A 24,811-nucleotide genomic window follows, 5' to 3' on the forward strand; every position below is an offset into this window, starting at 1 on the left:
GGCGAGCGGTGGGCCCCTCCTCGCGTACGTGGGCCTAATCAGTCCTGCTGGGCGCCCGAGGGGAGCGTGCGCAGCTGCATCGTGCTCGCCGAGCTGCTGCCGAAGGCGTAGTCCATCAGCTTGGCGGCGTCCGTGTAGCGGTACTGGTCGTTCAGCAGGACACCGATGACCGTCTTGCCGTCCCGGGTCCCGGCGAAGACGAGGCAGGGGCCGGACGGGGTGTTGGTGCCCGTCTTCACACCGATCGCGCCGCTGTAGGAGCCCAGCAGCTTGTTGGTGTTGTACCAGGTGTAGGTGCGGGTGCCGCCCGTGCTGGTCGTCGCGTACTGGACGGTCTTCTGCTTCTTGACGATGCCGGCGAACGTGGACCACTTCATCGCGCTGCGGGTGAGCTTGGCCAGGTCGCGCGGCGTCGTGTAGTTGGTGTTCTGCGTCGAGTTGCCGTCGAACGAGTCGAAGTGCGTGTTGGTCAGGCCGAGGGCCTCGGCCTTGGCGTTCATCTTGCTGATGAAGGACTTGGTGCGCGCGGAGATCGTCGTCCCGGTGCCGAAGGTGTCCGCGAGGGCCATCGCGGCGTCGCAGCCGGACGGCAGCATCAGCGCGTGCAGCAGCTGGCGGACGGTGACCTTGTCGCCGGTCCTCAGGTCCGCGGTGCTCGCGCCCTTGGCGGCGACGTAGTCCCGGTAGGCCTGCTTGATGGTGACCTTACGGTCGAGGTTCACGTCGGGGATGCTCAGCACCACGCGGGCCGTCATGATCTTGGTGGTGCTGGCCATGGGCCGCTTGGTGTCGGCGTACTTGCTGTAGAGCGTGGAGCCCGACGCGCTGTTGAGCATGAACGCGCCCTTGGCGCTGACCGAGGGTGCGGTCGCGGCCTGAGCGGGCGTCGACAGGGCGCCGCCCGCGACCAGCGCGCCGGTGGTGACGACCACGGCTGCTGCTCTGCGGATCCGTACGCCCTTGATGCCGGTTATCACTATGAACGCTCCGAGTGTGCGAGATGCCTTCCGAGGCACCTGCGGAATGACCGGGGGGAGGCTCTCAGGAGACTCACGAGCAGCGCGGAGGGTTGTACGGCGGGCGGGACGTCATGGGAAAAGGGCCGGCCGCGGTCGGGCGGCCGGCCCTGTGCACCGGGTCTGCGTCCGGGATGTCAGCCCAGCTGGGCGAAGCCGTGGTTCAACAGCTTCTTCGCGTCCGTGGCGCGTGTGGTCTCGTTGGTGGAGGCCAGCACGGTGCCGATGACGGTCTTGCCGCCCCGGGTGGCGGCGAAGACGAGGCAGTACTTGGACTGCGGACCCGAGCCGGTCTTCACGCCGATCGCGCCGGTGTAGGTGCCGAGCAGCGGGTTGGTGTTCTTCCACGTGGGCATCGTCCGGGTCCCGCCGGACCTGGTGATCGTCTTGGCCGTGTACTGCTTGGTCTTGACGACGCCGCGGAACGTGGAGTTCTTCATCGCGCTGCTGGCGAGCTTCGTCAGGTCGCGGGGCGTGGAGTAGTTGGCGCCGTTGCTCAGGCCGTCGAACGAGTCGAAGTGCGTGTTCTTCAGGCCGAGGCTCTTGGCGGTGGTGTTCATCTTGCCGATGAACGACTTCTGGCGGGCCGACCGCGTCGAGCCCGTGCCGAACTTGTCGGCCAGCGCGAACGCGGCGTCGCAGCCGGACGGCAGCATCAGGCCGTGCAGCAGCTGGCGGACGGTGACCTTGTCGCCGACGATCAGCCCGGCCGACGAGGGGTAGCCCTTGTCGACGATGTAGTCGCTCACCGCCTTCGGGACGGTGTACTTCGCGTCCAGGTTCAGGTTCGACTGCTTCAGCACCACCAGCGCCGTCATGATCTTGGTGGTGGAGCCGGTGGAGCGCTTGGTGTCCGCGGCCTTGGTGTACAGCGTCTTGCCGTTCGCGTTGTTCATCACGTAGCCGCCCTTGGCGGCGATCGTGGGCGCGGTGGCGGCCTGCGCGGGCGCCGAGTAGAGGGCTCCGGTCGCGAGCATGGCGCCGGTGGTCACGGCGACGCCGACGGCTCTGCGGATACGGATGCCCTGGATGCCGGTTTTCAAGAGAGATACCCCGATTGTGTCGAATTCCCCTGATGTGCGGCCGTGTTGAGGTCGAACGGTGTGAAGGCGAGCAGGGCCGCACATGTGTGACATGTAAGTAGCACAGAAGGTTGTGCCGTCGCTGGGGCGGGGTGCGGCAGGTCCGCATGATGGACGCATGCAACTACGCGTCCCTGTTGTATCTATGCTGTCGGCATGACCCTCGCCGTGAAGCAACCGCCCGCCGCCGACCGCGTCTACACCCACGTCAAGCAGGGCGTCCTGGACCGCCGCTACGAGGGCGGGACCCTGCTCACCGAGGGCGAACTGGCCGAGGCCGTCGGGGTCTCACGCACACCGGTGCGCGAGGCGCTGCTCCGGCTGGAGGTCGAGGGACTCATCAAGCTGTACCCGAAGAAGGGCGCCCTGGTCCTGCCCGTCTCCGCCCAGGAGATCGCGGACGTGGTGGAGACCCGGTTGCTCGTCGAGGAGCACGCGGCGCGCAAGGCCGTACCCGCGCCCCCCGGACTCGTGGAGCGCCTGGAGGAGTTGCTGGCCCGGCAGAAGGAGCAGGCCGCGGCCGGCGATCTGGCGGCGGCGGCCGTCACGGACCGCTGCTTCCACGCCGAGATCGTCCGCAGCGGCGGCAACGAGATCCTCTCCCGCCTCTACGACCAGCTGCGCGACCGGCAGCTGCGCATGGGCGTCGCCGTCATGCACTCCCACCCCGACCGGATCGCCAAGACCCTGGCGGAGCACGAGGAGATCCTGCGGGCGCTGCGCTCCGGTGACGCGGAGGCGGCCGTCGCGGTCGTCCACCGGCACGTCAGCTGGTTCTCCCACCTGGCCCGGGGGGAGGTCCGATGAGTTCCTCGTCCGCGCGGGCGGCGGCCCTGCCGGGGGACCCCCCAGGCGGCCGGCGCGCGCTCGCCGTCTGGGGCATCGGCGTCTCGGTCTACTTCGTCGCCGTCATCTTCCGTACGTCGCTGGGGGTGGCCGGCCTCGACGCCGCCGACCGCTTCCACGTGAACGCCTCCGCGCTGTCCACCTTCTCGATCCTCCAGCTGCTGGTCTACGCAGGCATGCAGATACCCGTCGGCCTGCTGGTGGACCGGCTCGGCACCAAGAAGGTGCTGGGCATCGGGGTCGTGCTGTTCACGGCCGGGCAGCTCGGGTTCGCGTTCTCGCCGTCGTACGGCATGGCGCTCGCCTCGCGGGCGCTGCTCGGGTGCGGTGACGCGATGACGTTCATCAGCGTGCTGCGGCTGGGCGGCCGGTGGTTCCCGGCCCGGCGCGGGCCGCTCGTCGCGCAGCTCGCGGGGTTGGCCGGCATGGCCGGCAACCTCGTCTCCACGCTCGTCCTGGCCCGGCTGCTGCACGGCATCGGGTGGACGGCGGCGTTCGCGGGCAGCGCGCTCGCCGGTGTCGTGGTGCTCGTGCTGGTGCTGCTGTTCCTGAAGGACCACCCCGAGGGCCACGAGCCGGAGCCCGTGGCGCACCAGGGCGCCGCGTACGTGCGCCGCCAGATCGCCGCGGCCTGGCGGGAGCCAGGCACCCGACTGGGTCTGTGGGTGCACTTCACCACCCAGTTCCCGGCGATGGTGTTCCTGCTGCTGTGGGGGCTGCCCTTCCTGGTCGAGGCGCAGGGGCTGTCGCGGGCCGTGGCGGGCGAACTCCTCACCCTCGTCGTCCTGTCCAACATGGTCATCGGCCTGGTGTACGGCCAGATCGTCGCCCGCCACCACGGGGCGCGGCTGCCGTTGGCGCTGGGCACGGTGGGCACGACCGCGCTGCTGTGGGCGGCCACGCTCTTCTACCCCGCCGACCGTGCGCCGATGTGGCTGCTGCTGGTGCTGTGCGCTGTGCTGGGCGCCTGCGGCCCCGCCTCGATGCTCGGCTTCGACTTCGCCCGCCCGGCGAACCCGCCCGAGCGCCAGGGCACGGCCTCCGGCATCACGAACATGGGCGGGTTCGTGGCCTCGATGACGACCCTGTTCGCGGTCGGCGTGCTGCTGGACGCCACCGGGGACGACTACCGGGTGGCGTTCTCCAGCGTGTTCGTGCTCCAGGCGCTGGGGGTGAGCCAGATCCTGCGGTTGCGGAGGCGGGCGGCCCGGCGGGAGCGGGAGCGGCTTGTCGCCAGCCGGGTGGAGACGGTGCACGTTCCCGCGTAGGTACCCGGCGCCGGGTCTGGGCTGCCACCCGCAGGCCCCCCGCCGCCTCGCCCGGAACGCCCTCGTCCTCAGTCGCCGGACGGGCCGGGTCGGTCGGCACACGCCTCGTCAGGGCGTCACGGCGAAGTTCCTCAGGATCGCCGCCGCCAGGTCCGGGTCCCCCTCCGTCTTCACCCGGTCCGTCACCGTCTCCGGGGTCACCCGGCCGCAGGCCAGGCGGACGTACGTCTCCCAGTCGAGGGTGAGGGTGGCGGCCGGGCCGAGCGCGGGGGCCGTTTCGACGGTGCCGCGGCCCTGGATGTCGACGCGGACCGTGCGCAGGAACTCGACAGGGCCGTGCACGTCGAAGACGACCGCCGAGCTGCGGGGGGCGTCGGCGAGCTCGGCCACCACGCGGGGCAGTTCGGCGAGCAGCACGTCACGGGCGACGTGCGCGCCCGGGGAGTCGAGGTTGCCGGGGCGCCCCAGGGCCGTGCGCAGGTCCTGCTCGTGCACCCACACGTCGAACGCGTGCCGGCGCATGGACTCCTCCAGCGTCAGCTCGGTGCCGAGCGGGCCGCGCACCTTCTTGCCGGGGTCGCGCGACTCGCTCCGCAGCTGGCGGTTGCGGCGGATGATCATGTACTCCAGCTCGGCGGTCATCTCCGGCGCCGTGTGGTGGCGGCGGACGTCGACCTGCATCTCCATGTAGCGCTGGTGGTCGTTGGTGACGTGGAACAGGTCGCGCGGGAGCGTGTGGATGGGGCGCGGGTCGCCCAGCATCTCAGAGTCCAGGCCGATGACGTGGGAGACGATGTCGCGCACCGACCAGCCCGGGCACGGCGTGCGCCGGTTCCAGTCTGCCTCCGCGAGCGGCTGGACCAGCTCGGATATCGCCTCGATGGAGTGAGTCCAGGCGTCGGCGTAGGGCTGGAGGGTGGGATGCAGACTCACGGAACGGGACCCCTCGGCGGTTGGTACACGGGCGGTTGTGGCGGCGTTGCCAGTGGGAGGTGGCTGCTGTCGGCGGGTGTCTCGGAACGCTAAGTTACGCTGCTGTGAGGCACCCCGGCAGTGCTTTCGTGTGACGATCGTAGGCCCGTGGGGGAGCCCTTGTGGACGGCTCGAATGCCAGGACGGTGGTAGTGTGCGCGCTTCTTTGCTCCAGATCGCCGTGGACGCGGGCGAATCGGTCGAATCGCGCCGGCGCCGGGTGGCCTCCCTGGTACGGGAACAGGCCGGGGCCGACCTCGTCGTCCTGCCCGAACTGTGGACCACCGGCGCGTTCGCGTACGAGGACTTCGGGCGTGAGGCCGAGCCGCTGGAGGGGCCGACGTACGAGGTGATGGCGAAGGCAGCGAGCGACGCGGGTGTCTGGCTGCACGCCGGCTCGATCCCCGAGCGCGATCCGGACGGGCCTTTGTACAACACCTCGCTCCTCTTCTCTCCCTCCGGTGAGCCGGCCGCCGTCTACCGCAAGATCCACCGCTTCGGCTTCGACAAGGGCGAGGCCGTGCTGATGGGCGCGGGCACGGAGCTGGTGACGGTGCGTCTGCCGTCGACGACCCTGGGCCTGGCGACCTGTTACGACCTCCGCTTCCCCGAACTCTTCCGCGGTCTCGTCGACGCCGGCGCCGAGACCCTGGTCGTCCCGGCGGGCTGGCCGGAGCGCCGCCGGGCGCACTGGACGCTGCTGGCTCAGGCGCGGGCGGTGGAGAACCAGGCGTTCGTGCTCGCGTGTGGAACGGCCGGGACGCACGCCGGAGTTCCGCAGGCCGGTCACTCGATCGTGGTCGACCCGTGGGGCGAGGTGCTGGCCCAGGCCGGCCCCGGCGAGGAGGTCCTCACGGTGGAGTTCGACCCCGCGAAGGTGACGGCGACGCGGGAACAGTTCCCGGCGCTCAAGGACCGCGTCCTGGGCCTGGAGGCCCCTCGGCGCCGGTAGCGGCGTCGGGGTGCCCGACGACGGCCCCCTCGGGCGCCGGTAGTGGCGTCGCGGCACTGAGGGACCGCGTCCTGGGCCTGGAGGCTCCTCGGCGCCGGCAGGGGCGTCCCAACGCCCGACGACGGCACCCTGGATCCGATCCCCCTCGCGCTCCCGTAGCGGGCGGCCCCGAGCCCGGCCCAGGCGGCGGGCCTAGTCCTCCCGCTCCTTCTCCGCCAGATGGATCACGCACACCGCCAGCGCGACCAGCAGCGCCGGGTCGGCGTCGTCGCGGACCACATCGATGCCGTACGTGTCGCGCAGGGTGATCCAGCGGCGGGAGATCACGGCGAGGAGTTCGCCGTCGTACTCGATGGCGAACTCCCTGTCGAGGATCTTGCCGCTGACGTCCAGCTCCGTGCCGTCGGCCAGGGACACGCGGTAGTGGTTGCGCAGCAGCGACAGCCGTCTGCGCCGGATGGTCGCCAGGGGCTCACCGGCCCGCTGGATCACCATCGTGTCCCGCAGGGCGAACATCTTCTGGTGGATGTCGACGAGGACCCGCCCCTGGGTGTCCTTCAGCTCCCAGGTGTCCCGCACGCGCAGGGCCTTGCCGTCGACGAGGAACACCCGGTTGCCGCGGTCGTCCTCGATCCAGTAGTCGTCGCCGATGCCGAGGAGCCGGTCGTACACGAGGAATCTCATGACATCAGCGCTTCCCCCGGGGCCGGTCCGAAACGCCGCCGGTAGGCCGACGGGCTGAGTCCCGTCTCGCGGCGCAGGCGGGCCCGGAGGTTCGCCGCCGTGCCCAGGCCGCTGCGGGCCGCGACCACGTCCAGGCGGTCCTCGCCGCGCTCGATGAGCCGGCAGGCCAGAGCCACCCGCTCGGCGGTGAGCCAGGCCAGCGGCGTGGTGCCGAGCTGGGCGCGGAAACGGCGGTGCAGCGTGGCCGCGGAGACCGCCGCACGGGCCGCCAGGTCCGCCACCGTCAGCGGCTCTCCCAGCCGCTCCTGGGCCCACGCCAGCAGAGGGCCCAGGGACTCGTCCCGCGCCTCCGGCACCGGCCGCTCCACGAACTGCCGCTGCCCGCCGTCCCGGTGCGCGGCGAACACCAGCCGTCGGGACACGGCGTTGGCGATCTCCGCGCCGTGGTCCCGTCGTACGACGTGCAGCCCCAGGTCGAGCGCGGCGGCGCTGCCCGCGGCGGTCAGGATGTCGCCGTCGTCGACGAACAGCACGTCGGGCTCCAGCAGGACCCGGGGGTGCAGGTCACGGAAGGCGTCCGCCCACATCCAGTGGGTGGTGGCCCGCCGCCCGTCCAGCAACCCCGCCTCGGCCAGCGCGAAACTGCCGGTGCACAGGCTCATGACGCGGGCGCCACGCGCGTGCGTGCGGCGGATCGCGTCCAGGACGGCGGCCCCGCGCGGGACGACGTTGTCCGGCCGGCCGGGCACCACCAGGGTGTCGGCGTCGTCCACCGCGTCGAGCCCGGGCACGCCCGTCAGCGTGAAGAAGCCGTGGTTCATCCGCACCTCGGGCGTGGGCGTGCACAGCGTCACCTCGTACAGCGGTCCGGGCAGCCCCAGCTCGGGGCGCGGCAGGCCGAACAGCTCGGTGGCGGCGCCCACCTCGAAGGGGTTCGTGCCCTCGTCGACGATCACGGCGACCCGGTGCGGCGGGGACGGCTGAGAGGATCCTTGCGGCATATGCGATTTCTAGCACTCGCGCCGCTGCCGGGCCGCCACCGAGGATGACGGGCATGACCAGTGAACCCGTCTCCCTGAGCGCCGCCCTCGCCTCCTTCAGCGACCGGTGGAGCCCTCGCATCGTCGCCGCCGTCAACGACTACGACGTCCGCGTCGCCAAGGTCGAGGGCGAGCACCTGTGGCACGCGCACGACCACACCGACGAGTTCTTCCTCGTCCTCGACGGCGAACTCCACATCGGCCTGCGCGAGGCGTCCGGCGAGCGCACGGTCGTCCTCCCCAAGGGCAGCGTCTTCACGGTCCCGCGCGGCATCGCGCACAAGCCGTACGCCCCGGTCCCGACCGCCATCCTCGTCTTCGAACCGACCGGCACCCTCACGGTCGGCGACCGCCACGACGAGGTCCCCGACCACGTGGACGCGTCGACGGGGCACGCGCTGGCATGACTGTCAGTGCCGGGTGACACCCTGGGACGCATGAACCACTCCGCACCCCGCCGCGTCCGCGTCCGCGCCCCCGAGCTCACCGGCAAGGGCGGCTGGCTGAACACGGGCGGACAGCAGTACTCCCTCGCCGACCTGCGGGGACGCATCGTCGTCCTGGACTTCTGGACGTTTTGTTGTGTGAACTGCCTGCACGTCCTGGACGAGCTGCGTGCGCTGGAGGAGAAGCACCGGGACACGGTCGTCGTCATCGGCGTGCATTCGCCGAAGTTCGTGCACGAGGCCGAGCACCAGGCGGTCGTGGACGCCGTGGAGCGCTACGGGGTCGAGCATCCGGTGCTGGACGACCCGGAGCTCGCCACCTGGAAGCAGTACGCGGTGCGGGCCTGGCCGACGCTCGTCGTCATCGATCCCGAGGGGTACGTCGTCGCACAGCACGCCGGTGAGGGGCATGTGCACGCCATCGAGCGGCTGGTGACGGAGCTGGAGGCCGAGCACGAGGCCAAGGGCACGCTGCGGCGCGGTGACGGGCCGTACGTGGCGCCGGAGCCGGAGCCGACGGTGCTGCGCTTCCCGGGGAAGGCACTCGTGCTCCCGTCCGGGAACCTCCTCGTCAGCGACACCACCCGGCACCAGTTGGTGGAGCTGGCGGCGGACGGGGAGACGGTGGTGCGGCGGATCGGCGCCGGCGTGCGCGGGTTCGCCGACGGCTCCTGCGACGCCGCCGCCTTCAACGAGCCGCAGGGGCTCGCCTTCCTGGAGGACGGGTCGGTCGTCGTCGCCGACACCGTCAACCACGCCCTGCGGCGGTGGGACCCGGCCACCGGCGAGGTCACCACCCTGGCCGGCACGGGCCATCAGTGGATGCAGGGCCGCCCCACCTCCGGCCCGGCACGTGAGGTGGACCTCTCCTCCCCGTGGGACGTCGCCTGGTGGCAGGGCAAGGTCTGGATCGCCATGGCCGGCGTCCACCAGTTGTGGGTGTACGACCCGGCTGGGGGCAGCGACCAGGCACTCGGCTCGGAGGGAGGCACCGTGGCCGTCGCCGCCGGCACCACCAACGAGGGGCTCGTCGACGGACCCGGCGCCGAGGCCTGGTTCGCCCAGCCCTCCGGGCTCGCCGCGACCCCCGACCGCCTCTGGCTCGCCGACTCGGAGACCTCCGCGCTGCGCTGGGTCGATCCCGACGGCTCCGTGCACACCGCCGTCGGCACCGGCCTGTTCGACTTCGGCCACCGCGACGGCGCCGCCGAACAGGCCCTGTTCCAGCACCCGTTGGGGGTGACGGCCCTGCCCGACGGGTCGGTCGCGGTCGCCGACACCTACAACCACGCCCTGCGCCGCTACGACCCGGCGACCGGCGAGGTGACCACCCTGGCCACCGACCTGCGGGAGCCCAGCGACGCCGTCCTGCACGGCGACGACATCGTGGTCGTGGAATCGGCCCGGCACCGGCTGACCCGCCTGCGCCTGCCGGAGGAGACCGTCAAGGTCGCCGCCGTGGCCCACCGCACGCAGCGGGCCGCCACGGAGGTCGCTCCCGGCCGGCTCCGCCTGGACGTGATCTTCCAGGCCCCGGCGGGCCAGAAACTCGACACGCGGTACGGGCCCTCGACCCGCCTCCTGGTCTCCTCCACCCCGCCCGAGCTGCTGCTGAACGGAGAAGGCGCGGGACAAGACCTGTCCCGCGCCTTGGAGCTCAACCCCGCCGTGACGGAGGGTGTGCTGCACGTCTCCGCGATGGCGGCCTCCTGTGACGACGACCCGTCCAACGACTATCCCGCCTGCCACGTCCACCAGCAGGACTGGGGCGTGCCCGTCCGCCTCACTGCTGAGGGGACGGACCGCCTGCCCCTGGTCCTGGCCGGCCTGGACGCGTGAGCGGGGGCCGTCAGACGCCGTATCCGTCGCTGTAGCCGTGCCGGTGGTGCGCCCGGTCGTCCTCGACGACCGGGGTCGTGGGCGGCACCACCACACGCCGGCGCCGGGCGATGCTGCTGAACGTCGTGACGCCGATCAGACCCACGATCATGAGGATGACGCCGACGAGGTCGAGATTGACCCCCTGCATCTCCCAGTCGGTCGCGAATGTGAGGATGGCTCCCACGGCGATGAGGATGATGCATCCGCCGAGGCCCATGAGTGTCGCCTCCCTGTCCGGTCGTTCCGGTCACCGCCGGGTACCCGGACGGGCGACGCCCATGCCTCGCCGGGACTTGACAGGGCGTCCGACTAGCCCTCCAGAAACGCCCTGAGTGCTCCGGCCAGCAGGAACGGGTCGTCGGCGCCGCACAGTTCGCGGGCGCTGTGCATCGACAGGATCGCCACGCCGATGTCGACGGTCGTGATGCCGTGCCGGGCGGCGGTGATGGGGCCGATCGTGGTGCCGCACGGCATGGAGTTGTTGGAGACGAAGGACTGGAAGGGCACGCCCGCCTTCTCGCAGGCGGCGGCGAACACGGCCCGGCCCGAACCGTCCGTGGCGTAGCGGTTGTTGACGTTGACCTTGAGGATGGGGCCGCCGTTGACGCGCGGGTGGTGCGTGGGGTCGTGCCGCTCCGCGTAGTTGGGGTGGACGGCGTGGCCGGTGTCCGAGGAGAGGCAGACCGTACCGGCGAAGGCCCTGGCCCGGTCCTCGTACGACCCGCCGCGCGCGAACACCGAACGTTCCAGCACGGTGCCGAGCAGCGGCCCGTCCGCGCCCGTGTCCGACTGGGAGCCGTTCTCCTCGTGGTCGAAGGCGGCGAGGACGGGGATGTACGGCAGCTCCGCGCCGGACGCGGCCACCGCCGCCAGCGCCGCCGTACCGGCGTGCACGGACAGCAGGTTGTCCATGCGCGGACCGGCCACCAGTTCGCTGTCGCGGCCCAGGTAGGCCGGCGGCTCCACGGAGTGCGTCATCAGGTCCCAGCCGGTGACCTGGCCCGCCGGGATCCCGGCCGTCTCCTCCAGGAAGGCGATGAGGTCGCCGTCGCGCACGTCGCCGCCCAGACCCCAGACCGGCTGCATGTGCCGCTGCTTGTCCAGTTTGAGGCCGTCCGCCGTCACGGAGCGGTCGAGGTGGATCGCCAGCTGCGGGACCCGCAGCAGCGGGCGGTCGACGTTGACCAGGCGCGTGGAGCCGTCGCGCAGGGTCAGACGGCCCGCGAGGCCCAGGTCGCGGTCGAGCCAGGAGTTGAGCAGCGGCCCGCCGTAGATCTCCACGGCGACCTGCCGCCAGCCGTGCGCGCCGCTGTCGGGCCGTGGCTTGACGCGCAGGTTGGGGGAGTCGGTGTGGGCGCCGACGATCCGGAACGGCGTGTGCGGCGTGGCGCCCTCGGGGACGTACCAGGCCACGATGGCGCCGCCGCGCAGCACGTACCTGCCGCCGCTCGGCCTCGCGGCGCCGTCCGCCGGTGTCTCGGTCCAGGCGTCCGTCTCCGCGACCTGCCGGAAGCCGGCCTTCTCCAGCCGCTCCGCCGCGTTCGCCACGGCGTGGTAGGGCGTGGGGCTGGCCGCCAGGAAGGTCATGAGGTCGTCGGTGTGGCCGCGGTCGAAGCGGATGCCTGTGGTCATGGGTTCACCTTAACGACGGACGAGGACCCGCTCCCCTTGCCGGGAGCGGGTCCTCGTCGAAGGACGTGACGGGTGACTAGAACGCGGCCTCGTCCAGCTCCATCAGGTCCAGGTCGACGCCCTCGGCCACCTTGCGGGCCAGGGTGACGCGCGGCAGGACGTTGGCCGCGAAGAACTTCGCCGCCGCGATCTTGCCGGTGTAGAAGGCCCTGTCCTTGGCGGAGGCCGTCTGAAGCTTCTCGGCGGCGACCGCGGCGCCCTTGAGCAGCAGGTAGCCGACGATGACGTCACCGGAGGCCATGAGCAGGCGGGTGGTGTTCAGGCCCACCTTGTAGATGTTCTTGACGTCCTGTTCGGTGGCGGCGAGGTCGGTGAGCATCAGGCCGACGATGGCCTCCAGCTCCACGGCGGCCTTGGCCAGGTGTTCCCGGGCGCCGGCCAGCTCGTCGCCGCCGGTGCCCAGCGCCAGGAACTTCTTGATGTCCTCGGCGAGCGAGTTGAGGGCCGCGCCCTGGTTGCGGACGATCTTCCGGAAGAAGAAGTCCTGGCCCTGGATGGCGGTGGTGCCCTCGTACAGGGTGTCGATCTTGGAGTCGCGAATGTACTGCTCGATCGGGTATTCCTGCAGGAAGCCGGAGCCGCCGAAGGTCTGCAGCGACTGGGCGAGCTGCTCGTAGCCCTTCTCGGAGCCGTAGCCCTTGACGATGGGCAGGAGCAGGTCGTTGAGCGCGTGCTCGGTGGAGGCGTCCTCGCCGGCCGCCTCCTTGACCGCGATCGCGTCCTGGACGGAGGCGGTGTAGAGGACCAGGGCGCGCATGCCCTCCGCGTACGCCTTCTGCGTCATCAGCGAGCGGCGCACGTCGGGGTGGTGGGTGATGGTGACCTTGGGCGCGGTCTTGTCCATGAAGTTCGCCAGGTCCGGGCCCTGGACGCGCTCCTTGGCGTACTCCAGCGCGTTGAGGTAGCCCGTGGACAGCGTGGAGATCGCCTTCGTGCCGACCATCATGCGGGCGAACTCGATGATGCGGAACATCTGGCGGATGCCGTCGTGCTTGTCGCCGATCAGCCAGCCCTTGGCGGGGTGCTGGTCCCCGAAGGTCATCTCGCAGGTGTTGGAGGCCTTCAGGCCCATCTTGTGCTCGACGTTCGTGGCGTAGACGCCGTTGCGCTCGCCCAGCTCGCCGGTCTCGAAGTCGAAGAGGTACTTCGGGACGAGGAAGAGGGACAGGCCCTTGGTGCCGGGGCCGGCGCCCTCGGGACGCGCGAGCACGTAGTGGAGGATGTTCTCCGACATGTCGTGCTCACCGGAGGTGATGAAGCGCTTGACGCCCTCGATGTGCCAGGAGCCGTCCTCCTGCTGGACGGCCTTGGTGCGGCCAGCGCCCACGTCCGAGCCGGCGTCCGGCTCGGTGAGGACCATGGTCGAGCCCCACTGCTTCTCGACGGCGATCTGCGCGATCTTCTTCTGGACCTCGTTGCCCTCGTCGTAGAGGATCCCGGCGAAGGCCGGGCCGGAGGAGTACATCCACACGGCCGGGTTCGCGCCCAGGATCAGCTCCGCGTACGACCAGATCAGCGACGGAGGAGCCGTCGTACCGCCGATGGCCTCGGGCAGGCCGAGGCGCCAGTACTCGGAGTCCATGAAGGCCTGGTAGCTCTTCTTGAAGGACTCGGGGACCGGGGCGGTGTGGGTCTCGGGGTCGAAGACGGGCGGATTGCGGTCGGCGTCCGCGAAGGACGCGGCCAGCTCGTTCTCCGCGAGGCGCGTGAGCTCCTCCAGGATGCTCTTCGCGGTCTCGACGTCCATCTCCTCGAACGGGCCGGTGCCGTACAGCTTGTCCCGCCCGAGTACTTCGAAGAGGTTGAACTCGATGTCGCGGAGATTCGACTTGTAGTGCCCCATGGCGACGGCTCCGTAGAGGGATCGGCGAGGCACTGACTCCTCGCACCTAGTTCACGTACCAACAAGTAGCTACGATGATGCTACCCGTCGGTAATAAGAAGCAACCCCGATCCGGTCATCTGTGATGGGTCACACCGGCACCGTCAGCGTCGCCGTGTAGCCCTGCTCGACACTGCCCTTGACCGTCGCGAGCTGCTGGTCGTGGCCGTCGCTGAAGATGTTGTCCGACTCCAGGGACAACTGGCCGAGATGCGTCACGCTCTGGCTGTAGCCGTCGGTGGCGTACACCGTGTCGCACACGTCCTTCGGCAGGGCGAGCTGGGAGGTGTTGGTGATCGACGTGGCGGCGGTCGCGTCGGCCAGGCTGCCGTAGACCTCGAAGTGGATGTGCGGCCAGCGGCCCTGATAGCAGGCCGGGAAGATGCTCTTGAAGGTCACCTGCCCCTGGTCGTCGGTCTCCTGCACGCCCCGCAGGTAGTTCTCGTCGGTGACGCCCTCGGAGTACAGGGAGTACCTGCCCTCCCGGTCGCAGTGCCAGAGGTAGACGGCCGCGCCCTGCCTGGGGGTGCCGCAGCCCGAGGCGGCGTCCACGACCGTGAGCGTGATCGTCAGCGGCACGCCCTCGGCGGTGCCGCCGGCGGAGTCGCCGAAGCTCTTCGTGATGTCGCTGCGGACGACACCGCTCTCCTTCAGGACGTTGACGCCGTTGGAGCCGTCGCCCGGGTACGGGCCGGCGGTCTCCTCCGGGATCTGCGCGCACTCCGCGGAGGAGGAAGGGGCGGAAGAGGCAGCGGATTTCTCGTCCTCGGAGGCGCAGCCGACCAGCGGCACCAGGCTCGCGCCCGCGAGCAGCCGGATCATCCGGCGGCGGGCGAGGACGGGCAGGTCGTAGGAGAGCCCGCGGTCGTGTTCGTGGGGTGCGTCGTCGCGCTGTGTGGTCATGGGGCAGACGCTAGGAGCGTGTCCTGTGGGGCACCAGGGTGCTGTCTGTGAATTCCCCGTGTGCCATGACCCGTCTGGCGGAGCGCCGCGCTCGGTACGCTTGCGCTCATGTACGGCTACGACCAGAACGTCGGTGCCCAGCAGGGCTACGTCCCGCCGCAGCAGCAGATGCCCGGCGGGTACGGACAGCAGCAGGCGCCGCTGTACCCCGAGCCGTCCCCGCCGTCGCTCGCGGACGCGGTCCGGGCCTTCACCACGGGGCAGATGTCCGCGGAGGACTTCCAGCAGGTCTTCGCGACCTCGAAGGTCTACTGCCCGCGCGGCGACAACCCCGGCTTCCTCGCCCTGCACAACACCCAGCAGCCGGTGATCCCGATGTTCACCTCGCTGAAGGAGCTGCGCCGGTACGCGGGCAAGGAGTCGAAGTACTTCGTCATCACCGGCGCGGAGGTGATCGACCTGCTGCCGACCGGCTACGGCTTCGTCCTGGACATGGAGGGCGAGCACCGGATCGTGTTCGACGCGAAGGCCGTGGAGCAGATGGTCGAGTTCGCCATGCGCCGCATGTACGGCTAGACGTCCTGGTCGCGCGGGCGGCTGACCGGCGCCGACATCCATACCGAGCCCGGAGGGAATGCCCTCCGGGCTTTCTCTGTTGGGGGTGGCAGAAAGTTCAACGCTCAACTAAATTGGGCGTAGACCGAGGAGGTACCGACATGCCTGCAGTGACCGTCGAGAACCCGTTGACGCTGCCCCGGGTGACCGCTCCCGCCGACGCCGTGGCGCGTCCCGTGCTCGCCGTCACGACCGCGCCGAGCGGTTTCGAGGGCGAGGGCTTCCCGGTGCGCCGGGCGTTCGCGGGGATCAACTACCGCTACCTCGACCCGTTCATCATGATGGACCAGATGGGCGAGGTGGAGTACGCGCCGGGCGAGCCCAAGGGCACCCCCTGGCATCCGCACCGCGGCTTCGAGACCGTCACGTACATCATCGACGGGATCTTCGACCACCAGGACTCCAACGGCGGTGGCGGCACCATCACCAACGGCGACACCCAGTGGATGACCGCGGGCGCGGGCCTGCTGCACATCGAGGCCCCGCCGGAGCACCTCGTCATGTCCGGTGGCCTCTTCCACGGTCTGCAGCTGTGGGTGAACCTCCCGGCCAAGGACAAGATGATGCCCCCGAGGTACCAGGACATCCGCGGCGGCTCCGTCCAGCTGCTCACCTCCCCCGACGGCGGCGCGCTGCTGCGCGTCATCGCCGGTGAGCTGGACGGCCACCAGGGTCCCGGCATCACGCACACGCCGATCACGATGATCCACGCGACGCTGGCGCCGGGCGCGGAGATCACCCTGCCGTGGCGCGAGGACTTCAACGGCCTGGCGTACGTCCTGGCAGGCCGCGGCGCGGTCGGCACCGAGCGCCGCCCGGTCCACCAGGGCCAGACCGCCGTCTTCGGCGCCGGGTCCTCGCTGACCGTCCGCGCGGACGAGAGGCAGGACTCCCACACCCCGGACCTGGAGGTCGTCCTCCTCGGTGGGCGGCCGATCCGTGAGCCGATGGCCCACTACGGCCCCTTCGTGATGAACACGAAGGAGGAGCTGATGCAGGCCTTCGAGGACTTCCAGAAGGGCCGGCTGGGGACGATCCCGGCGGTGCACGGGATGTCCGAGGGCGGGCCCGAACAGGCCTGACACGGCCTGACACGCTCCAGGGGAGAGCCCCGTCCGCGGCGCGGACGGGGCTCTCCGCCGTCGCTCTCGCGCGGCTGTGATCAGAGGCCGCCCGATCCGTCGAGGGACTCGTGGAACTCGAACCAGGTGGTCTTTCCCTCGCCGCGCGGGTCGACTCCCCAGGCGTGGGCGAGCAGTTCGATCAGTATCAGGCCGCGTCCGGAGGAGGCCAGCTCCCCCGGTCTGCGCTTGTGCGGCAGGTCGTCGCTGGCGTCGGTGACCTCGACCCTCATCCGCCGCTCGCCCGGCTCGCCCGCGACCTGTGCGGTCAGCAGGGCGTCGGTGTCGGTGTGCACGAGGACGTTGGTGAGCGTCTCGGACAGCAGCAGCACCGCCGAGTCCACCTGGTCGGGCGAGGCCCAGTCGTGCAGCAGCTCGCGCAGCTGCTGCCGGGCCACCGCGACCCGCTCCGGCTCGGCCTGCGCGACCGTCAGCATGGTGCGGCGTACGGCAGGCCGTACGGACAGGGCGCCGCCGCAGCCGCAGCCCTCGCCCTCCCGGCACAGCAGCAGCACCGCGATGTCGTCCTCGCGCCGGTCGGCCAGCGGCCCGGTGGTGTGGTGGGAGGTCGGCCCGTGCACGGCCTGCACCAGGGCGTCGGCGAGTTCCTCCAGCTCGCCCTTGTGTTCCTCCAGGATGCTCCGCAGCCGCTGCCAGCCGGTCTCCAGGTCGTGCCCGCCCGTCTCGATCAGGCCGTCGGTGCAGAGCAGCATGGTCTCGCCAGGCTCCAGGACGATCCGTGTGGTGGGGTAGTCCGCGTCCGGATCGATGCCCAGGGGAAGCCCGCCCGCCGTCGGCCGGGTCAGCACCGTCCCGTCCGCCATACGGATCACCGGGTCGGGGTGCCCGGCGCGGGCCACCTCCAGGACGCCGGCGGCGGGGTCGACCTCGACGTACAGACAGGTCGCGAAGCGCAGCTCGGCCGGGTCCGCCTCGTTGATGCCGTGCAGGAAGCGGGAGGCGCGGGAGAGGACGGCGTCGGGCCGGTGGCCCTCGGAGGCATACGCACGCAGCGCGATCCGCAGCTGGCCCATCAGCCCGGCCGCCCTGACGTCATGGCCCTGGACGTCGCCGATGACCAGCGCGAAGCGCCCACTGGGCAGCGGGATCACGTCGTACCAGTCGCCGCCGACCTGGAGACCGCCGCCGGTGGGCACGTAGCGGGCGGCCACGCTCATGCCGGGTATCCGCTGCGGGCCCAGCTGCGGCAGCATCGTGCGCTGCAGCCCGTCGGTCAGCTCGCGCTCGCTCTCGGCCGCGCCCGCCCGGGACAGGGCCTGCGCCAGCATCCGCGCCACCGTCGTCAGCACCGAGCGCTCGTCCGGCGTGAACGCCACCGGATAGGCGAAGGCCGCCATCCAGGCGCCCATGGTGCGGCCGGCCACGACCAGCGGCAGGAACGCCCAGGAGCGGCGTCCGAAGCGCTCGGCGAGCGGCCAGGTCAGCGGGTAGCGGTCCTTGTACTGCTCGGGGGAGGAGAGGTAGACCGCCCGGCCCGTGCGCACCACCTCGGCGGCCGGATAGTCCGTGGCCAGCGCCATGTGGGAGAACGGGCCCTCGTCGCCGGGCTCGTGCCCGTGGTGGCCGATGACCGTGAGCCGGTCGCCCTGCACGCCGAACACCGCGAGCCCGTCCGGTGTGAATCCCGGCATCGACAGGTTGGCCGTGACCCGCAGCACCTCCTCCGTCGACCGTGCCTCGGCCAGCGCCCGGCCCGCGTCCAGCAGGAACGCCTCCCGTGAACGCCGCCAGTCGCCGGTGACGGCGCTGCGCCCGGCGGGGGTGCCGGGCGCCGGTTCGGTGACTTCCTGGAGGGTGCCGATGAGCTCGTACGCCTTGCGGACACGGTCGAAGGAGGGCTTGGAGCGGCTGCGGACGACGCGGACCACCCGGCCCCGCTCGTCCATGACGCGGACCCGCACCTCGGCGAGCGTGCCCTCGGCGGCGGCGAGCTGCACCACCCCGGTGATCTCGTTCCAGTCGACCGGGTGCAGCCGGGCCCGCACCTGGGCCTCCGTGAGGCTGACCTGCTCGGCGGGCAGCCCCAGCAGCCGTGCGGCCTCGGCGTCGACCGTGACCAGCCCGGAGGCGGTGTTCCAGTGCCACAGGCCGGTCGCGAGAGCGGCGAGGACGTCCCCCACGGCGGGCAGGGGCTCACCAGTGCGCATTGCCCTACTTTAAGAAGAGGCGCTCGAACGCTGCCACCGAAAGCGGAAGCGTGCACGATCGTTATGGGGGAGAGGCGATCTTTGGGTGCCCGGTACGCTGGGACCTGTTTCACGTGAAACACAGACCCCGATCCGCGAAGACTGGATGAACGACGATGCATCGGTACAGGTCCCACACCTGCGGCGAGCTCCGCGCCTCTGACGTCGGCACCGACGTCCGGCTGAGTGGCTGGCTGCACAATCGGCGCGACCTGGGCGGCATCCTCTTCATCGATCTGCGCGACCACTACGGCATCACGCAGCTCGTCGCCCGTCCGGGCACCGAGGCGTACGAGGCCCTCGACAAGCTCTCCAAGGAGACCGTCGTACGGGTCGACGGCCAGGTCGTCTCGCGTGGCGCGGAGAACGTGAACCCGGACCTGCCGACCGGCGAGATCGAGATCGAGGTCGGCGAGGTGGAGGTGCTCGGCACCGCGGCCCCCCTCCCCTTCACGATCAACGCCGAGGACGGGGTCAACGAGGAGCGGCGCCTGGAGTACCGCTTCCTCGACCTGCGCCGCGAGCGCATGCACCGCAACATCATGCTGCGTACGCAGGTCATCTCGACGATCCGGCAGAAGATGTCGGCGATGGGCTTCAACGAGCTCGCGACCCCGATCCTCACCGCGACCTCCCCCGAGGGCGCCCGTGACTTCGTGGTCCCCTCCCGTCTGCACCCGGGCAAGTTCTACGCCCTGCCGCAGGCCCCGCAGCAGTTCAAGCAGCTGCTGATGATCTCCGGCTTCGACCGCTACTTCCAGATCGCGCCCTGCTTCCGCGACGAGGACGCCCGCGCCGACCGCTCGCCGGGCGAGTTCTACCAGCTCGACGTCGAGATGAGCTTCGTCGAGCAGGAGGACGTCTTCCAGCCGATCGAGAAGCTGATGACGGAGCTGTTCGAGGAGTTCGGCGGCGGCCGTCACGTCACCTCGCCGTTCCCGCGGATCCCGTTCCGCGAGGCGATGCTGAAGTACGGCTCCGACAAGCCGGACCTGCGCGCCAAGCTGGAACTCGTCGACATCACCGACATCTTCGAGGGCTCGGAGTTCAAGGCGTTCGCGGGCAAGCACGTACGGGCCCTGCCGGTGCCGGACGTGTCCGCGCAGCCCCGCAAGTTCTTCGACCAGCTCGGCGACTACGCCGTCTCCCAGGGGGCCAAGGGCCTGGCCTGGGTGCGGGTCGGCGAGGACGGCTCGCTGTCCGGCCCGATCGCGAAGTTCCTCACCGAGGAGAACATCGCCGAGCTGACCAAGCGCCTGTCGCTGGCCCCCGGCCACGCGGTGTTCTTCGGCGCCGGCGAGTTCGACGAGGTCTCCAAGATCATGGGCGCGGTCCGCGTCGAGGCCGCCAAGCGTGCCGGCCACTTCGAGGAGGGCGTCTTCCGGTTCTGCTGGATCGTCGACTTCCCGATGTACGAGAAGGACGAGGAGACCGGCCGGATCGACTTCTCGCACAACCCGTTCTCCATGCCGCAGGGCGGCCTGGAGGCCCTGGAGACCCAGGACCCGCTGGACATCCTGGCCTGGCAGTACGACATCGTCTGCAACGGCGTCGAGCTGTCCTCCGGCGCGATCCGGAACCACGAGCCGGAGGTCATGCTCAAGGCCTTCGAGATCGCCGGGTACGACCGGGAGACCACCGAGCGCGAGTTCGCCGGCATGCTGCGCGCGTTCCGCTTCGGCGCCCCGCCGCACGGCGGTATCGCACCGGGTGTCGACCGCATCGTCATGCTCCTCGCCGACGAGCCCAACATCCGCGAGACGATCGCCTTCCCGCTCAACGGCAACGCCCAGGACCTGATGATGGGTGCGCCGACCGTGCTGGACGAGTCCCGCCTGAAGGAACTGCACCTGTCGGTGCGGAAGCCGCAGCCGAAGTAGTCCACCGGCACGAACGGCCCGGAACCGAACCCGGTTCCGGGCCGCTGTCGTACCCAGGACTCGGCGTCAGCGAGCCACGAACTGGGTCAGGATCGCCTGGACCTCGTAGATGTCGACGCCCTTGGTAAAGGTCTTCTCGATGGGGGTGGGGGTGCCGGAGATCCAGATCTTCAGTTCGGCGTCCAGGTCGAAGGTGCCGGCGGTCTCCACGGAGAAGTGGGTGATGCTGCGGTACGGGACCGAGTGGTACTCCACCTTCTTGCCGGTGATGCCCTGCTTGTCGACCAGGATCAGACGGCGGTCGGTGAACAGGATGGTGTCGCGGATCAGCAGGTAGGCGGCGTGCACCTGCTCGCCGTGGCCGAGGAGGCGCGCGTAGTCCTGCGCCGCCTGGCCCGGGTCGATGCTGTGCGCGTTGCCGAACAGTGCCATGGTGTGGATCCCCCCACGTGAGTGCCGGCGGCCGGACGGCCGCCCTGCACGTGATCTTCGCAAAGCGAGGGGCCCGGGAGAAGACTCTCGCTCTCCCGGGCCCCTCGCTGTAGCGAGCGCGTTACGCGGTCGGCTTCTCCTCGAGACGCGGGAAGAGCACCGCGCCCTTGGTGACCGTGGAACCGGCGGGCAGCCTGCCCCAGTCGCCGGTCTCCTGGACCCGCTGGTCCGCGAGGGCGCCGAGGGAGGCCTCCGCGCCCAGGGAGTCCCAGAGCTTCTGGGAGGTCTCCGGCATGACCGGGTTGAGGAGGACGGCCACGGCGCGCAGGGACTCCGCCGCCGTGTAGAGGATCGTCGCGAGGCGGGCCTTGCCCTCCTCGGACGTGTCCTTGGCGACCTTCCAGGGCTCCTGCTCGGTGATGTAGCCGTTGACCTGCTTGACGAAGTCGAAGACCGCCAGGATGCCGCCCTGGAAGTCCAGCTCCTCGCCGATCTTCCGGTCCGCCTCCGCGACCGCCTTCGCGAGGCCGTCGTGGATGGCCTTCTCGGCCTCGCCGTCGGCCGTCGAGGCCGGCAGCTCACCGCCGAAGTACTTGCCGACCATCGCCGCCACGCGGGAGGCGAGGTTGCCGTAGTCGTTCGCCAGCTCGCTGGTGTAGCGGGCGGAGAAGTCCTCCCAGGAGAAGGAGCCGTCCTGGCCGAAGGCGATCGCGCGCAGGAAGTACCAGCGGTACGCGTCCACGCCGAAGTGCGAGGTCAGGTCCTGCGGCTTGATGCCCGTCAGGTTGGACTTGCTCATCTTCTCGCCGCCGACCATCAGCCAGCCGTTGGCCGCGATCTTCCCCGGCAGCGGCAGGCCCTGCGCCATCAGCATCGCCGGCCAGATGATCGCGTGGAAGCGGAGGATGTCCTTGCCGACCAGATGCACGTTCGCCGGGAACGTCGACTCGAACTTCTCCGGGTTCTCGTTGTAGCCGACCGCCGTCGCGTAGTTCAGCAGCGCGTCGACCCACACGTAGATGACGTGCTTGTCGTCCCAGGGGATCGGGATGCCCCAGTCGAAGGTGGAGCGGGAGATGGAGAGGTCCTGCAGGCCCTGGCGTACGAAGTTCACGACCTCGTTGCGCGCGGACTCGGGCTGGATGAACTCCGGGTGGGCCTCGTAGTGGGCGAGCAGCTTGTCGGCGTACTCGCTCAGCTTGAAGAAGTAGTTCTCCTCCTTGAGGATCTCCACCGGCTTCTTGTGCACCGGGCACAGCTTCTGCCCCGCGTACTCGCCCTCGCCGTCGAGCAGCTCACCGGGGAGCTTGTACTCCTCGCAGCCCACGCAGTACGGGCCCTCGTAGCCGCCCTTGTAGATCTCTCCCTTGTCGTAGAGATCCTGGACGAACTCCTGCACACGGTCGGTGTGCCGCTTCTGCGTGGTGCGGATGAAGTCGTCGTTCGCGATGTCGAGGTGTTCCCAGAGGGGCTTCCAGGCCTCCTCCACGAGCTTGTCGCACCACTCCTGCGGGGTCACCCCGTTGGCGTCGGCGGTGCGCATGATCTTCTGACCGTGCTCGTCCGTGCCGGTGAGGTACCACACCTTCTCGCCGCGCTGACGGTGCCAGCGCGTGAGCACGTCCCCTGCGACGGTCGTGTAGGCGTGGCCCAGGTGAGGAGCGTCGTTGACGTAATAGATGGGGGTGGAGACGTAGAACGCCTTTCCACCCTGCTTCTCGGATCCAGTGGCCGCCATGGTCGAAATCCTACTGGCCCCGTGAAGATCGACTCACATGCGTTTCGGGGGGTGGACCGCTGTCCACCCCCCGGGCTGTCACGTGCCGCGTCGTGTGCTCACGGGCGCCAGCCGGCCAGTACGGCCTCGTAGAACTCCTTGTCCGTCAGCTCGCGCGGGGTTTCGCCGGCCAGGAAGTGCGCCGTGTTCGGGGTCTTGAGCTTGCGGAGGTAGTCGAAGGCCTTGTTCTCCGGGTCGCCGAAGGCGACGAAGGAGAAGAAGACGGAGGGGTGGTTCTTCGCCGCCTCGGTCAGGGCCTGGGTGGCGGGGGTCTTGGCGTCGGGGGCGCCGTCCGTCTGGAAGATCACCAGGGCGGGCGTGCCCGGGTCGGTGGTCCTGGTGTGGTGCGCGATCACTTCCTCGACCGCCACGTGGTAGCTCGTACGGCCCATGCGGCCGAGCTCGGCGTGCACGGTGTCGATCTTGTTCTCGTGGTCGGTGAGGGTGAGGTCGGTGGTGCCGTCGAGTTCGGTGGAGAAGAAGACGACGTGGACCGTGGCCTCGGGGTCGAGGTGGGCGGCCAGGGCGAGGGACTGCTCGGCGAGGGCCTGGGCGGAGCCGTCCTTGTAGTACGGGCGCATGGACGCGGAGCGGTCCAGGACGAGGTGCACCTTGGCGCGGGCGCCGGTGAGGTCGTGCTTCTCGAGGGCAGTGCCGGCGGCCTTGTAGGCGGTGGTGAGTCCGGGGGCGTGGGAGCGGAGGTGGGTGGCGGGGGTGGCGGGGGCGCCGGGCTTCTCGGCCTCGGCTTCGCCGTCGGCCGTGGAGGTGTCCCCACCCGCACCACCTGTGCGGCTTTCGTCGTCGGCTGCGGGGGGCCCCTGCGGGGCGGGCTCGCCGTCGGCGGCTGCGGGTTCGGGGGCTGCCTCCGGCTCGGGCGCGGCCGCCGCTGCGATCGGCTCGGGCTTGGGGTCGGGGGTCGCGGTCTCGGCCGGTTCCGCCTCGGGCTCGGGCTGGGGCTCGGGGGTCTCCTCCGCCTGCGGTTCGGGCTTCTCGGTCCCCTCGGAGGTGTCCTCGGCGACCGGCTCCTGCGGCTGGGGCGCCTCGGCCTCGGCCTCGGGCTCGGCCTCCGGGACCGCCTGCGTCACCGGCTCGGCCTCGGGCTCGGGCTCGGCCTCCGGGACCGCCTGCGTCACCGGCTCGGCCTCGGCCTTCGGCTCCTCGGCGGTGGCAGGATCCTCGTCGGCGACCGGTTCGACCGGCTCGGCCTCGGTCTTCGGCTCGTCGGCTGCCGCGGGCTGCTCCTCGGCGGTCGCAGCCTTCTCCTCGGCGACCGGCGCTTCGTCGGTCTTCCGCTCAGCCACCGTGGGCTGCTCCTCGGCGACCGGCGGCTCGTTCTCGGCCACCGGCTCGGGCTCCGCCTCCCGCTCCGTCACCGACTCCTCAGCCACCGTCGGCTCGGCCGCTGCCGGTTCCTCCACCGCCGGCTCGGCGACCGGCTCAGCCACGGCCGACTCCTCCACCGTCGGCTCAGCCGCTGCGGACTCAGCCGCTGCCGGTTCCTCCACCGCAGGCGTCCCGACCGGCTCAGCCACGGTCGGCTCAGCCGCCGACTCAGACACCACCGGCTCAGCCGCTGCGGACTCATCCGCCGTCGGCTCCGCCACCCTCCGCTCGTCCTCCGCAGGGTGCTCTCGTTGTTCGGGGCGGGTCGGCCTCGGGACCGTCACGTTGTCGAAGGCCGCGGCGACGAGATCGTGTTCCTCGCGCGGTTCGGGGATGTGGGTCGCCGACGCGGGCTCCGGCTCACCGGCCGGGGACGGAAGCCGCTTGGGCTCCTCAGCGGACGCCGCCTCGCGGGAGGCCGGCGGCACGGTCTCGCGCGCGGGAACGGTCCCCCGCGAGGCCGTCGCGTCGGCAGCAGCCGCCTCCCGCGAAGTCGCCGTTTCCTGCGCCGCACCCTCCGGCTCGGCGGCGGCCCTCGCTTTGCGTGACCGGCCGAACGCGTTCCGCAGGAGAGTGAGAATGCCCATGTGCGCAACCCTTCGCGTGAGGTTGAAGCCCGTCAATCCCTGGCCAGGACGGACACGTAAGGTTAGCGGCCCGTGTCTGCGATCTTCGGCAGGGTTGGGGGTCGGGGCCGTTCCTGTCAAGGGATCCATTCGGTCTGCGTGCCGC

21 protein-coding genes are annotated in these 24,811 nt (G+C 70.6%); 8 read left to right on the forward strand and 13 right to left on the reverse strand.

What is annotated here, in order from left to right; translation table 11 throughout:
- Nucleotides 1-38 precede the first annotated feature (38 nt).
- Together ACFPZJ_RS09565 and ACFPZJ_RS09570 are read right to left on the reverse strand one after the other, a co-directional pair.
- Nucleotides 39-977: a D-alanyl-D-alanine carboxypeptidase family protein gene (locus ACFPZJ_RS09565; protein WP_381019531.1), complete on the reverse strand. Its 939-nt coding sequence runs from the start codon at nucleotides 975-977 to the stop codon at nucleotides 39-41.
- Between the two features lie 176 nt (nucleotides 978-1,153).
- A complete protein-coding gene (locus ACFPZJ_RS09570; protein ID WP_381019533.1) occupies nucleotides 1,154-2,059 on the reverse strand; it encodes a D-alanyl-D-alanine carboxypeptidase family protein in 906 nt (301 codons plus the stop codon).
- A gap of 195 nt (nucleotides 2,060-2,254) precedes the next feature.
- Here ACFPZJ_RS09570 and ACFPZJ_RS09575 point away from each other — a divergent pair, with 195 nt between their 5' ends.
- Both ACFPZJ_RS09575 and ACFPZJ_RS09580 read left to right on the forward strand, forming a co-directional pair.
- Nucleotides 2,255-2,905 (forward strand): GntR family transcriptional regulator, encoded by a 651-nt coding sequence (locus ACFPZJ_RS09575; protein WP_381019535.1) that lies wholly within the window; start codon nucleotides 2,255-2,257, stop codon nucleotides 2,903-2,905.
- Nucleotides 2,902-4,212, forward strand: a complete 1,311-nt coding sequence (locus tag ACFPZJ_RS09580; RefSeq protein WP_381019537.1) for an MFS transporter — start codon at nucleotides 2,902-2,904, stop codon at nucleotides 4,210-4,212. The genes ACFPZJ_RS09575 and ACFPZJ_RS09580 overlap by 4 nt, the downstream gene beginning before the upstream one ends.
- A gap of 108 nt (nucleotides 4,213-4,320) precedes the next feature.
- Here ACFPZJ_RS09580 and ACFPZJ_RS09585 read toward each other — a convergent pair whose 3' ends face one another.
- Nucleotides 4,321-5,145, reverse strand: a complete 825-nt coding sequence (locus ACFPZJ_RS09585; protein ID WP_381019539.1) for a maleylpyruvate isomerase family mycothiol-dependent enzyme — start codon at nucleotides 5,143-5,145, stop codon at nucleotides 4,321-4,323.
- Between the two features lie 193 nt (nucleotides 5,146-5,338).
- Here ACFPZJ_RS09585 and ACFPZJ_RS09590 point away from each other — a divergent pair, with 193 nt between their 5' ends.
- Complete coding sequence (locus ACFPZJ_RS09590) at nucleotides 5,339-6,136, forward strand: carbon-nitrogen family hydrolase (protein ID WP_381019541.1); 798 nt, start codon at nucleotides 5,339-5,341, stop codon at nucleotides 6,134-6,136.
- 192 nt (nucleotides 6,137-6,328) lie between these two features.
- Here ACFPZJ_RS09590 and ACFPZJ_RS09595 read toward each other — a convergent pair whose 3' ends face one another.
- Both ACFPZJ_RS09595 and ACFPZJ_RS09600 read right to left on the reverse strand, forming a co-directional pair.
- Nucleotides 6,329-6,820 (reverse strand): LURP-one-related/scramblase family protein, encoded by a 492-nt coding sequence (locus ACFPZJ_RS09595; protein WP_381019543.1) that lies wholly within the window; start codon nucleotides 6,818-6,820, stop codon nucleotides 6,329-6,331.
- Nucleotides 6,817-7,821, reverse strand: coding sequence for a GlxA family transcriptional regulator (locus ACFPZJ_RS09600; RefSeq protein ID WP_381019545.1), 1,005 nt, complete (start codon nucleotides 7,819-7,821; stop codon nucleotides 6,817-6,819). Before ACFPZJ_RS09600 ends, ACFPZJ_RS09595 begins: the two co-directional genes overlap by 4 nt.
- 53 nt (nucleotides 7,822-7,874) lie before the next feature.
- Between ACFPZJ_RS09600 and ACFPZJ_RS09605 the strand changes: the two genes are divergently transcribed.
- Nucleotides 7,875-8,267: a cupin domain-containing protein gene (locus ACFPZJ_RS09605; protein WP_381019547.1), complete on the forward strand. Its 393-nt coding sequence runs from the start codon at nucleotides 7,875-7,877 to the stop codon at nucleotides 8,265-8,267.
- Between the two features lie 30 nt (nucleotides 8,268-8,297).
- Nucleotides 8,298-10,145: an NHL domain-containing thioredoxin family protein gene (locus tag ACFPZJ_RS09610; protein WP_381019549.1), complete on the forward strand. Its 1,848-nt coding sequence runs from the start codon at nucleotides 8,298-8,300 to the stop codon at nucleotides 10,143-10,145.
- Between the two features lie 10 nt (nucleotides 10,146-10,155).
- On the opposite strand, the gene ACFPZJ_RS09615 is transcribed toward ACFPZJ_RS09610, so the two are convergent.
- The 4 genes from ACFPZJ_RS09615 to ACFPZJ_RS09630 all read right to left on the reverse strand — a co-directional run bounded on the left by ACFPZJ_RS09615 (nucleotide 10,156) and on the right by ACFPZJ_RS09630 (nucleotide 14,664).
- Nucleotides 10,156-10,404 (reverse strand): DUF6458 family protein, encoded by a 249-nt coding sequence (locus ACFPZJ_RS09615; protein ID WP_381019551.1) that lies wholly within the window; start codon nucleotides 10,402-10,404, stop codon nucleotides 10,156-10,158.
- A 92-nt stretch (nucleotides 10,405-10,496) separates the two neighbouring features.
- A complete protein-coding gene (locus tag ACFPZJ_RS09620) occupies nucleotides 10,497-11,819 on the reverse strand; it encodes a M18 family aminopeptidase (RefSeq protein WP_381019553.1) in 1,323 nt (440 codons plus the stop codon).
- 76 nt (nucleotides 11,820-11,895) lie between these two features.
- The gene (locus ACFPZJ_RS09625; protein ID WP_381020154.1) at nucleotides 11,896-13,722 is read right to left on the reverse strand and encodes an acyl-CoA dehydrogenase; all 1,827 of its coding nucleotides are present in this window, start codon (nucleotides 13,720-13,722) and stop codon (nucleotides 11,896-11,898) included.
- Nucleotides 13,723-13,851: 129 nt separating this feature from the next.
- On the reverse strand, nucleotides 13,852-14,664 hold the full coding sequence (locus tag ACFPZJ_RS09630) for an intradiol ring-cleavage dioxygenase (protein WP_381019555.1): 813 nt from the start codon (nucleotides 14,662-14,664) through the stop codon (nucleotides 13,852-13,854).
- A 108-nt stretch (nucleotides 14,665-14,772) separates the two neighbouring features.
- Here ACFPZJ_RS09630 and ACFPZJ_RS09635 point away from each other — a divergent pair, with 108 nt between their 5' ends.
- Nucleotides 14,773-15,240 (forward strand): SseB family protein, encoded by a 468-nt coding sequence (locus tag ACFPZJ_RS09635; RefSeq protein ID WP_365674867.1) that lies wholly within the window; start codon nucleotides 14,773-14,775, stop codon nucleotides 15,238-15,240.
- A 140-nt stretch (nucleotides 15,241-15,380) separates the two neighbouring features.
- Nucleotides 15,381-16,361, forward strand: coding sequence for a pirin family protein (locus tag ACFPZJ_RS09640; protein WP_381019557.1), 981 nt, complete (start codon nucleotides 15,381-15,383; stop codon nucleotides 16,359-16,361).
- A gap of 80 nt (nucleotides 16,362-16,441) precedes the next feature.
- Here ACFPZJ_RS09640 and ACFPZJ_RS09645 read toward each other — a convergent pair whose 3' ends face one another.
- Entirely contained in the window at nucleotides 16,442-18,568 is a 2,127-nt protein-coding gene (locus ACFPZJ_RS09645; protein WP_381019559.1) for an ATP-binding SpoIIE family protein phosphatase, read from the reverse strand.
- 155 nt (nucleotides 18,569-18,723) lie between these two features.
- On the opposite strand from ACFPZJ_RS09645, the gene aspS reads away from it, so the two are divergent.
- Complete coding sequence (gene aspS, locus ACFPZJ_RS09650; protein WP_381019561.1) at nucleotides 18,724-20,487, forward strand: aspartate--tRNA ligase; 1,764 nt, start codon at nucleotides 18,724-18,726, stop codon at nucleotides 20,485-20,487.
- A gap of 66 nt (nucleotides 20,488-20,553) precedes the next feature.
- Here the strand turns inward: aspS and ACFPZJ_RS09655 are convergent, their stop codons facing one another.
- The 3 genes from ACFPZJ_RS09655 to ACFPZJ_RS09665 form a co-directional block, all read right to left on the reverse strand.
- Nucleotides 20,554-20,919 (reverse strand): PH domain-containing protein, encoded by a 366-nt coding sequence (locus ACFPZJ_RS09655; protein ID WP_381019563.1) that lies wholly within the window; start codon nucleotides 20,917-20,919, stop codon nucleotides 20,554-20,556.
- A gap of 121 nt (nucleotides 20,920-21,040) precedes the next feature.
- Complete coding sequence (gene metG, locus ACFPZJ_RS09660) at nucleotides 21,041-22,657, reverse strand: methionine--tRNA ligase (protein WP_381019565.1); 1,617 nt, start codon at nucleotides 22,655-22,657, stop codon at nucleotides 21,041-21,043.
- 98 nt (nucleotides 22,658-22,755) lie between these two features.
- On the reverse strand, nucleotides 22,756-24,666 hold the full coding sequence (locus tag ACFPZJ_RS09665; protein WP_417801329.1) for a VWA domain-containing protein: 1,911 nt from the start codon (nucleotides 24,664-24,666) through the stop codon (nucleotides 22,756-22,758).
- Between the last annotated feature and the right edge of the window lie 145 nt (nucleotides 24,667-24,811).

It is taken from the genome of Streptomyces bullii (assembly GCF_042657145.1).
In the GTDB taxonomy this organism is placed as follows: domain Bacteria; phylum Actinomycetota; class Actinomycetes; order Streptomycetales; family Streptomycetaceae; genus Streptomyces; species Streptomyces bullii.

Excerpts from the sequence above, each read along its gene's own strand:
- ACFPZJ_RS09615 (WP_381019551.1), bottom strand. The coding sequence starts at position 10,404 with ATGGGCCTCGGCGGATGCATCATCCTCATCGCCGTGGGAGCCATCCTC.
- ACFPZJ_RS09635 (WP_365674867.1), top strand. The coding sequence starts at position 14,773 with ATGTACGGCTACGACCAGAACGTCGGTGCCCAGCAGGGCTACGTCCCG.
- ACFPZJ_RS09625 (WP_381020154.1), bottom strand. The coding sequence starts at position 13,722 with ATGGGGCACTACAAGTCGAATCTCCGCGACATCGAGTTCAACCTCTTC.
- ACFPZJ_RS09605 (WP_381019547.1), top strand. The coding sequence starts at position 7,875 with ATGACCAGTGAACCCGTCTCCCTGAGCGCCGCCCTCGCCTCCTTCAGC.
- ACFPZJ_RS09655 (WP_381019563.1), bottom strand. The coding sequence starts at position 20,919 with ATGGCACTGTTCGGCAACGCGCACAGCATCGACCCGGGCCAGGCGGCG.
- ACFPZJ_RS09575 (WP_381019535.1), top strand. The coding sequence starts at position 2,255 with ATGACCCTCGCCGTGAAGCAACCGCCCGCCGCCGACCGCGTCTACACC.
- ACFPZJ_RS09645 (WP_381019559.1), bottom strand. The coding sequence starts at position 18,568 with ATGCGCACTGGTGAGCCCCTGCCCGCCGTGGGGGACGTCCTCGCCGCT.
- ACFPZJ_RS09580 (WP_381019537.1), top strand. The coding sequence starts at position 2,902 with ATGAGTTCCTCGTCCGCGCGGGCGGCGGCCCTGCCGGGGGACCCCCCA.
- metG (WP_381019565.1), bottom strand. The coding sequence starts at position 22,657 with ATGGCGGCCACTGGATCCGAGAAGCAGGGTGGAAAGGCGTTCTACGTC.
- ACFPZJ_RS09610 (WP_381019549.1), top strand. The coding sequence starts at position 8,298 with ATGAACCACTCCGCACCCCGCCGCGTCCGCGTCCGCGCCCCCGAGCTC.
- ACFPZJ_RS09600 (WP_381019545.1), bottom strand. The coding sequence starts at position 7,821 with ATGCCGCAAGGATCCTCTCAGCCGTCCCCGCCGCACCGGGTCGCCGTG.
- ACFPZJ_RS09620 (WP_381019553.1), bottom strand. The coding sequence starts at position 11,819 with ATGACCACAGGCATCCGCTTCGACCGCGGCCACACCGACGACCTCATG.
- ACFPZJ_RS09665 (WP_417801329.1), bottom strand. The coding sequence starts at position 24,666 with ATGGGCATTCTCACTCTCCTGCGGAACGCGTTCGGCCGGTCACGCAAA.
- ACFPZJ_RS09595 (WP_381019543.1), bottom strand. The coding sequence starts at position 6,820 with ATGAGATTCCTCGTGTACGACCGGCTCCTCGGCATCGGCGACGACTAC.
- aspS (WP_381019561.1), top strand. The coding sequence starts at position 18,724 with ATGCATCGGTACAGGTCCCACACCTGCGGCGAGCTCCGCGCCTCTGAC.
- ACFPZJ_RS09630 (WP_381019555.1), bottom strand. The coding sequence starts at position 14,664 with ATGACCACACAGCGCGACGACGCACCCCACGAACACGACCGCGGGCTC.
- ACFPZJ_RS09640 (WP_381019557.1), top strand. The coding sequence starts at position 15,381 with ATGCCTGCAGTGACCGTCGAGAACCCGTTGACGCTGCCCCGGGTGACC.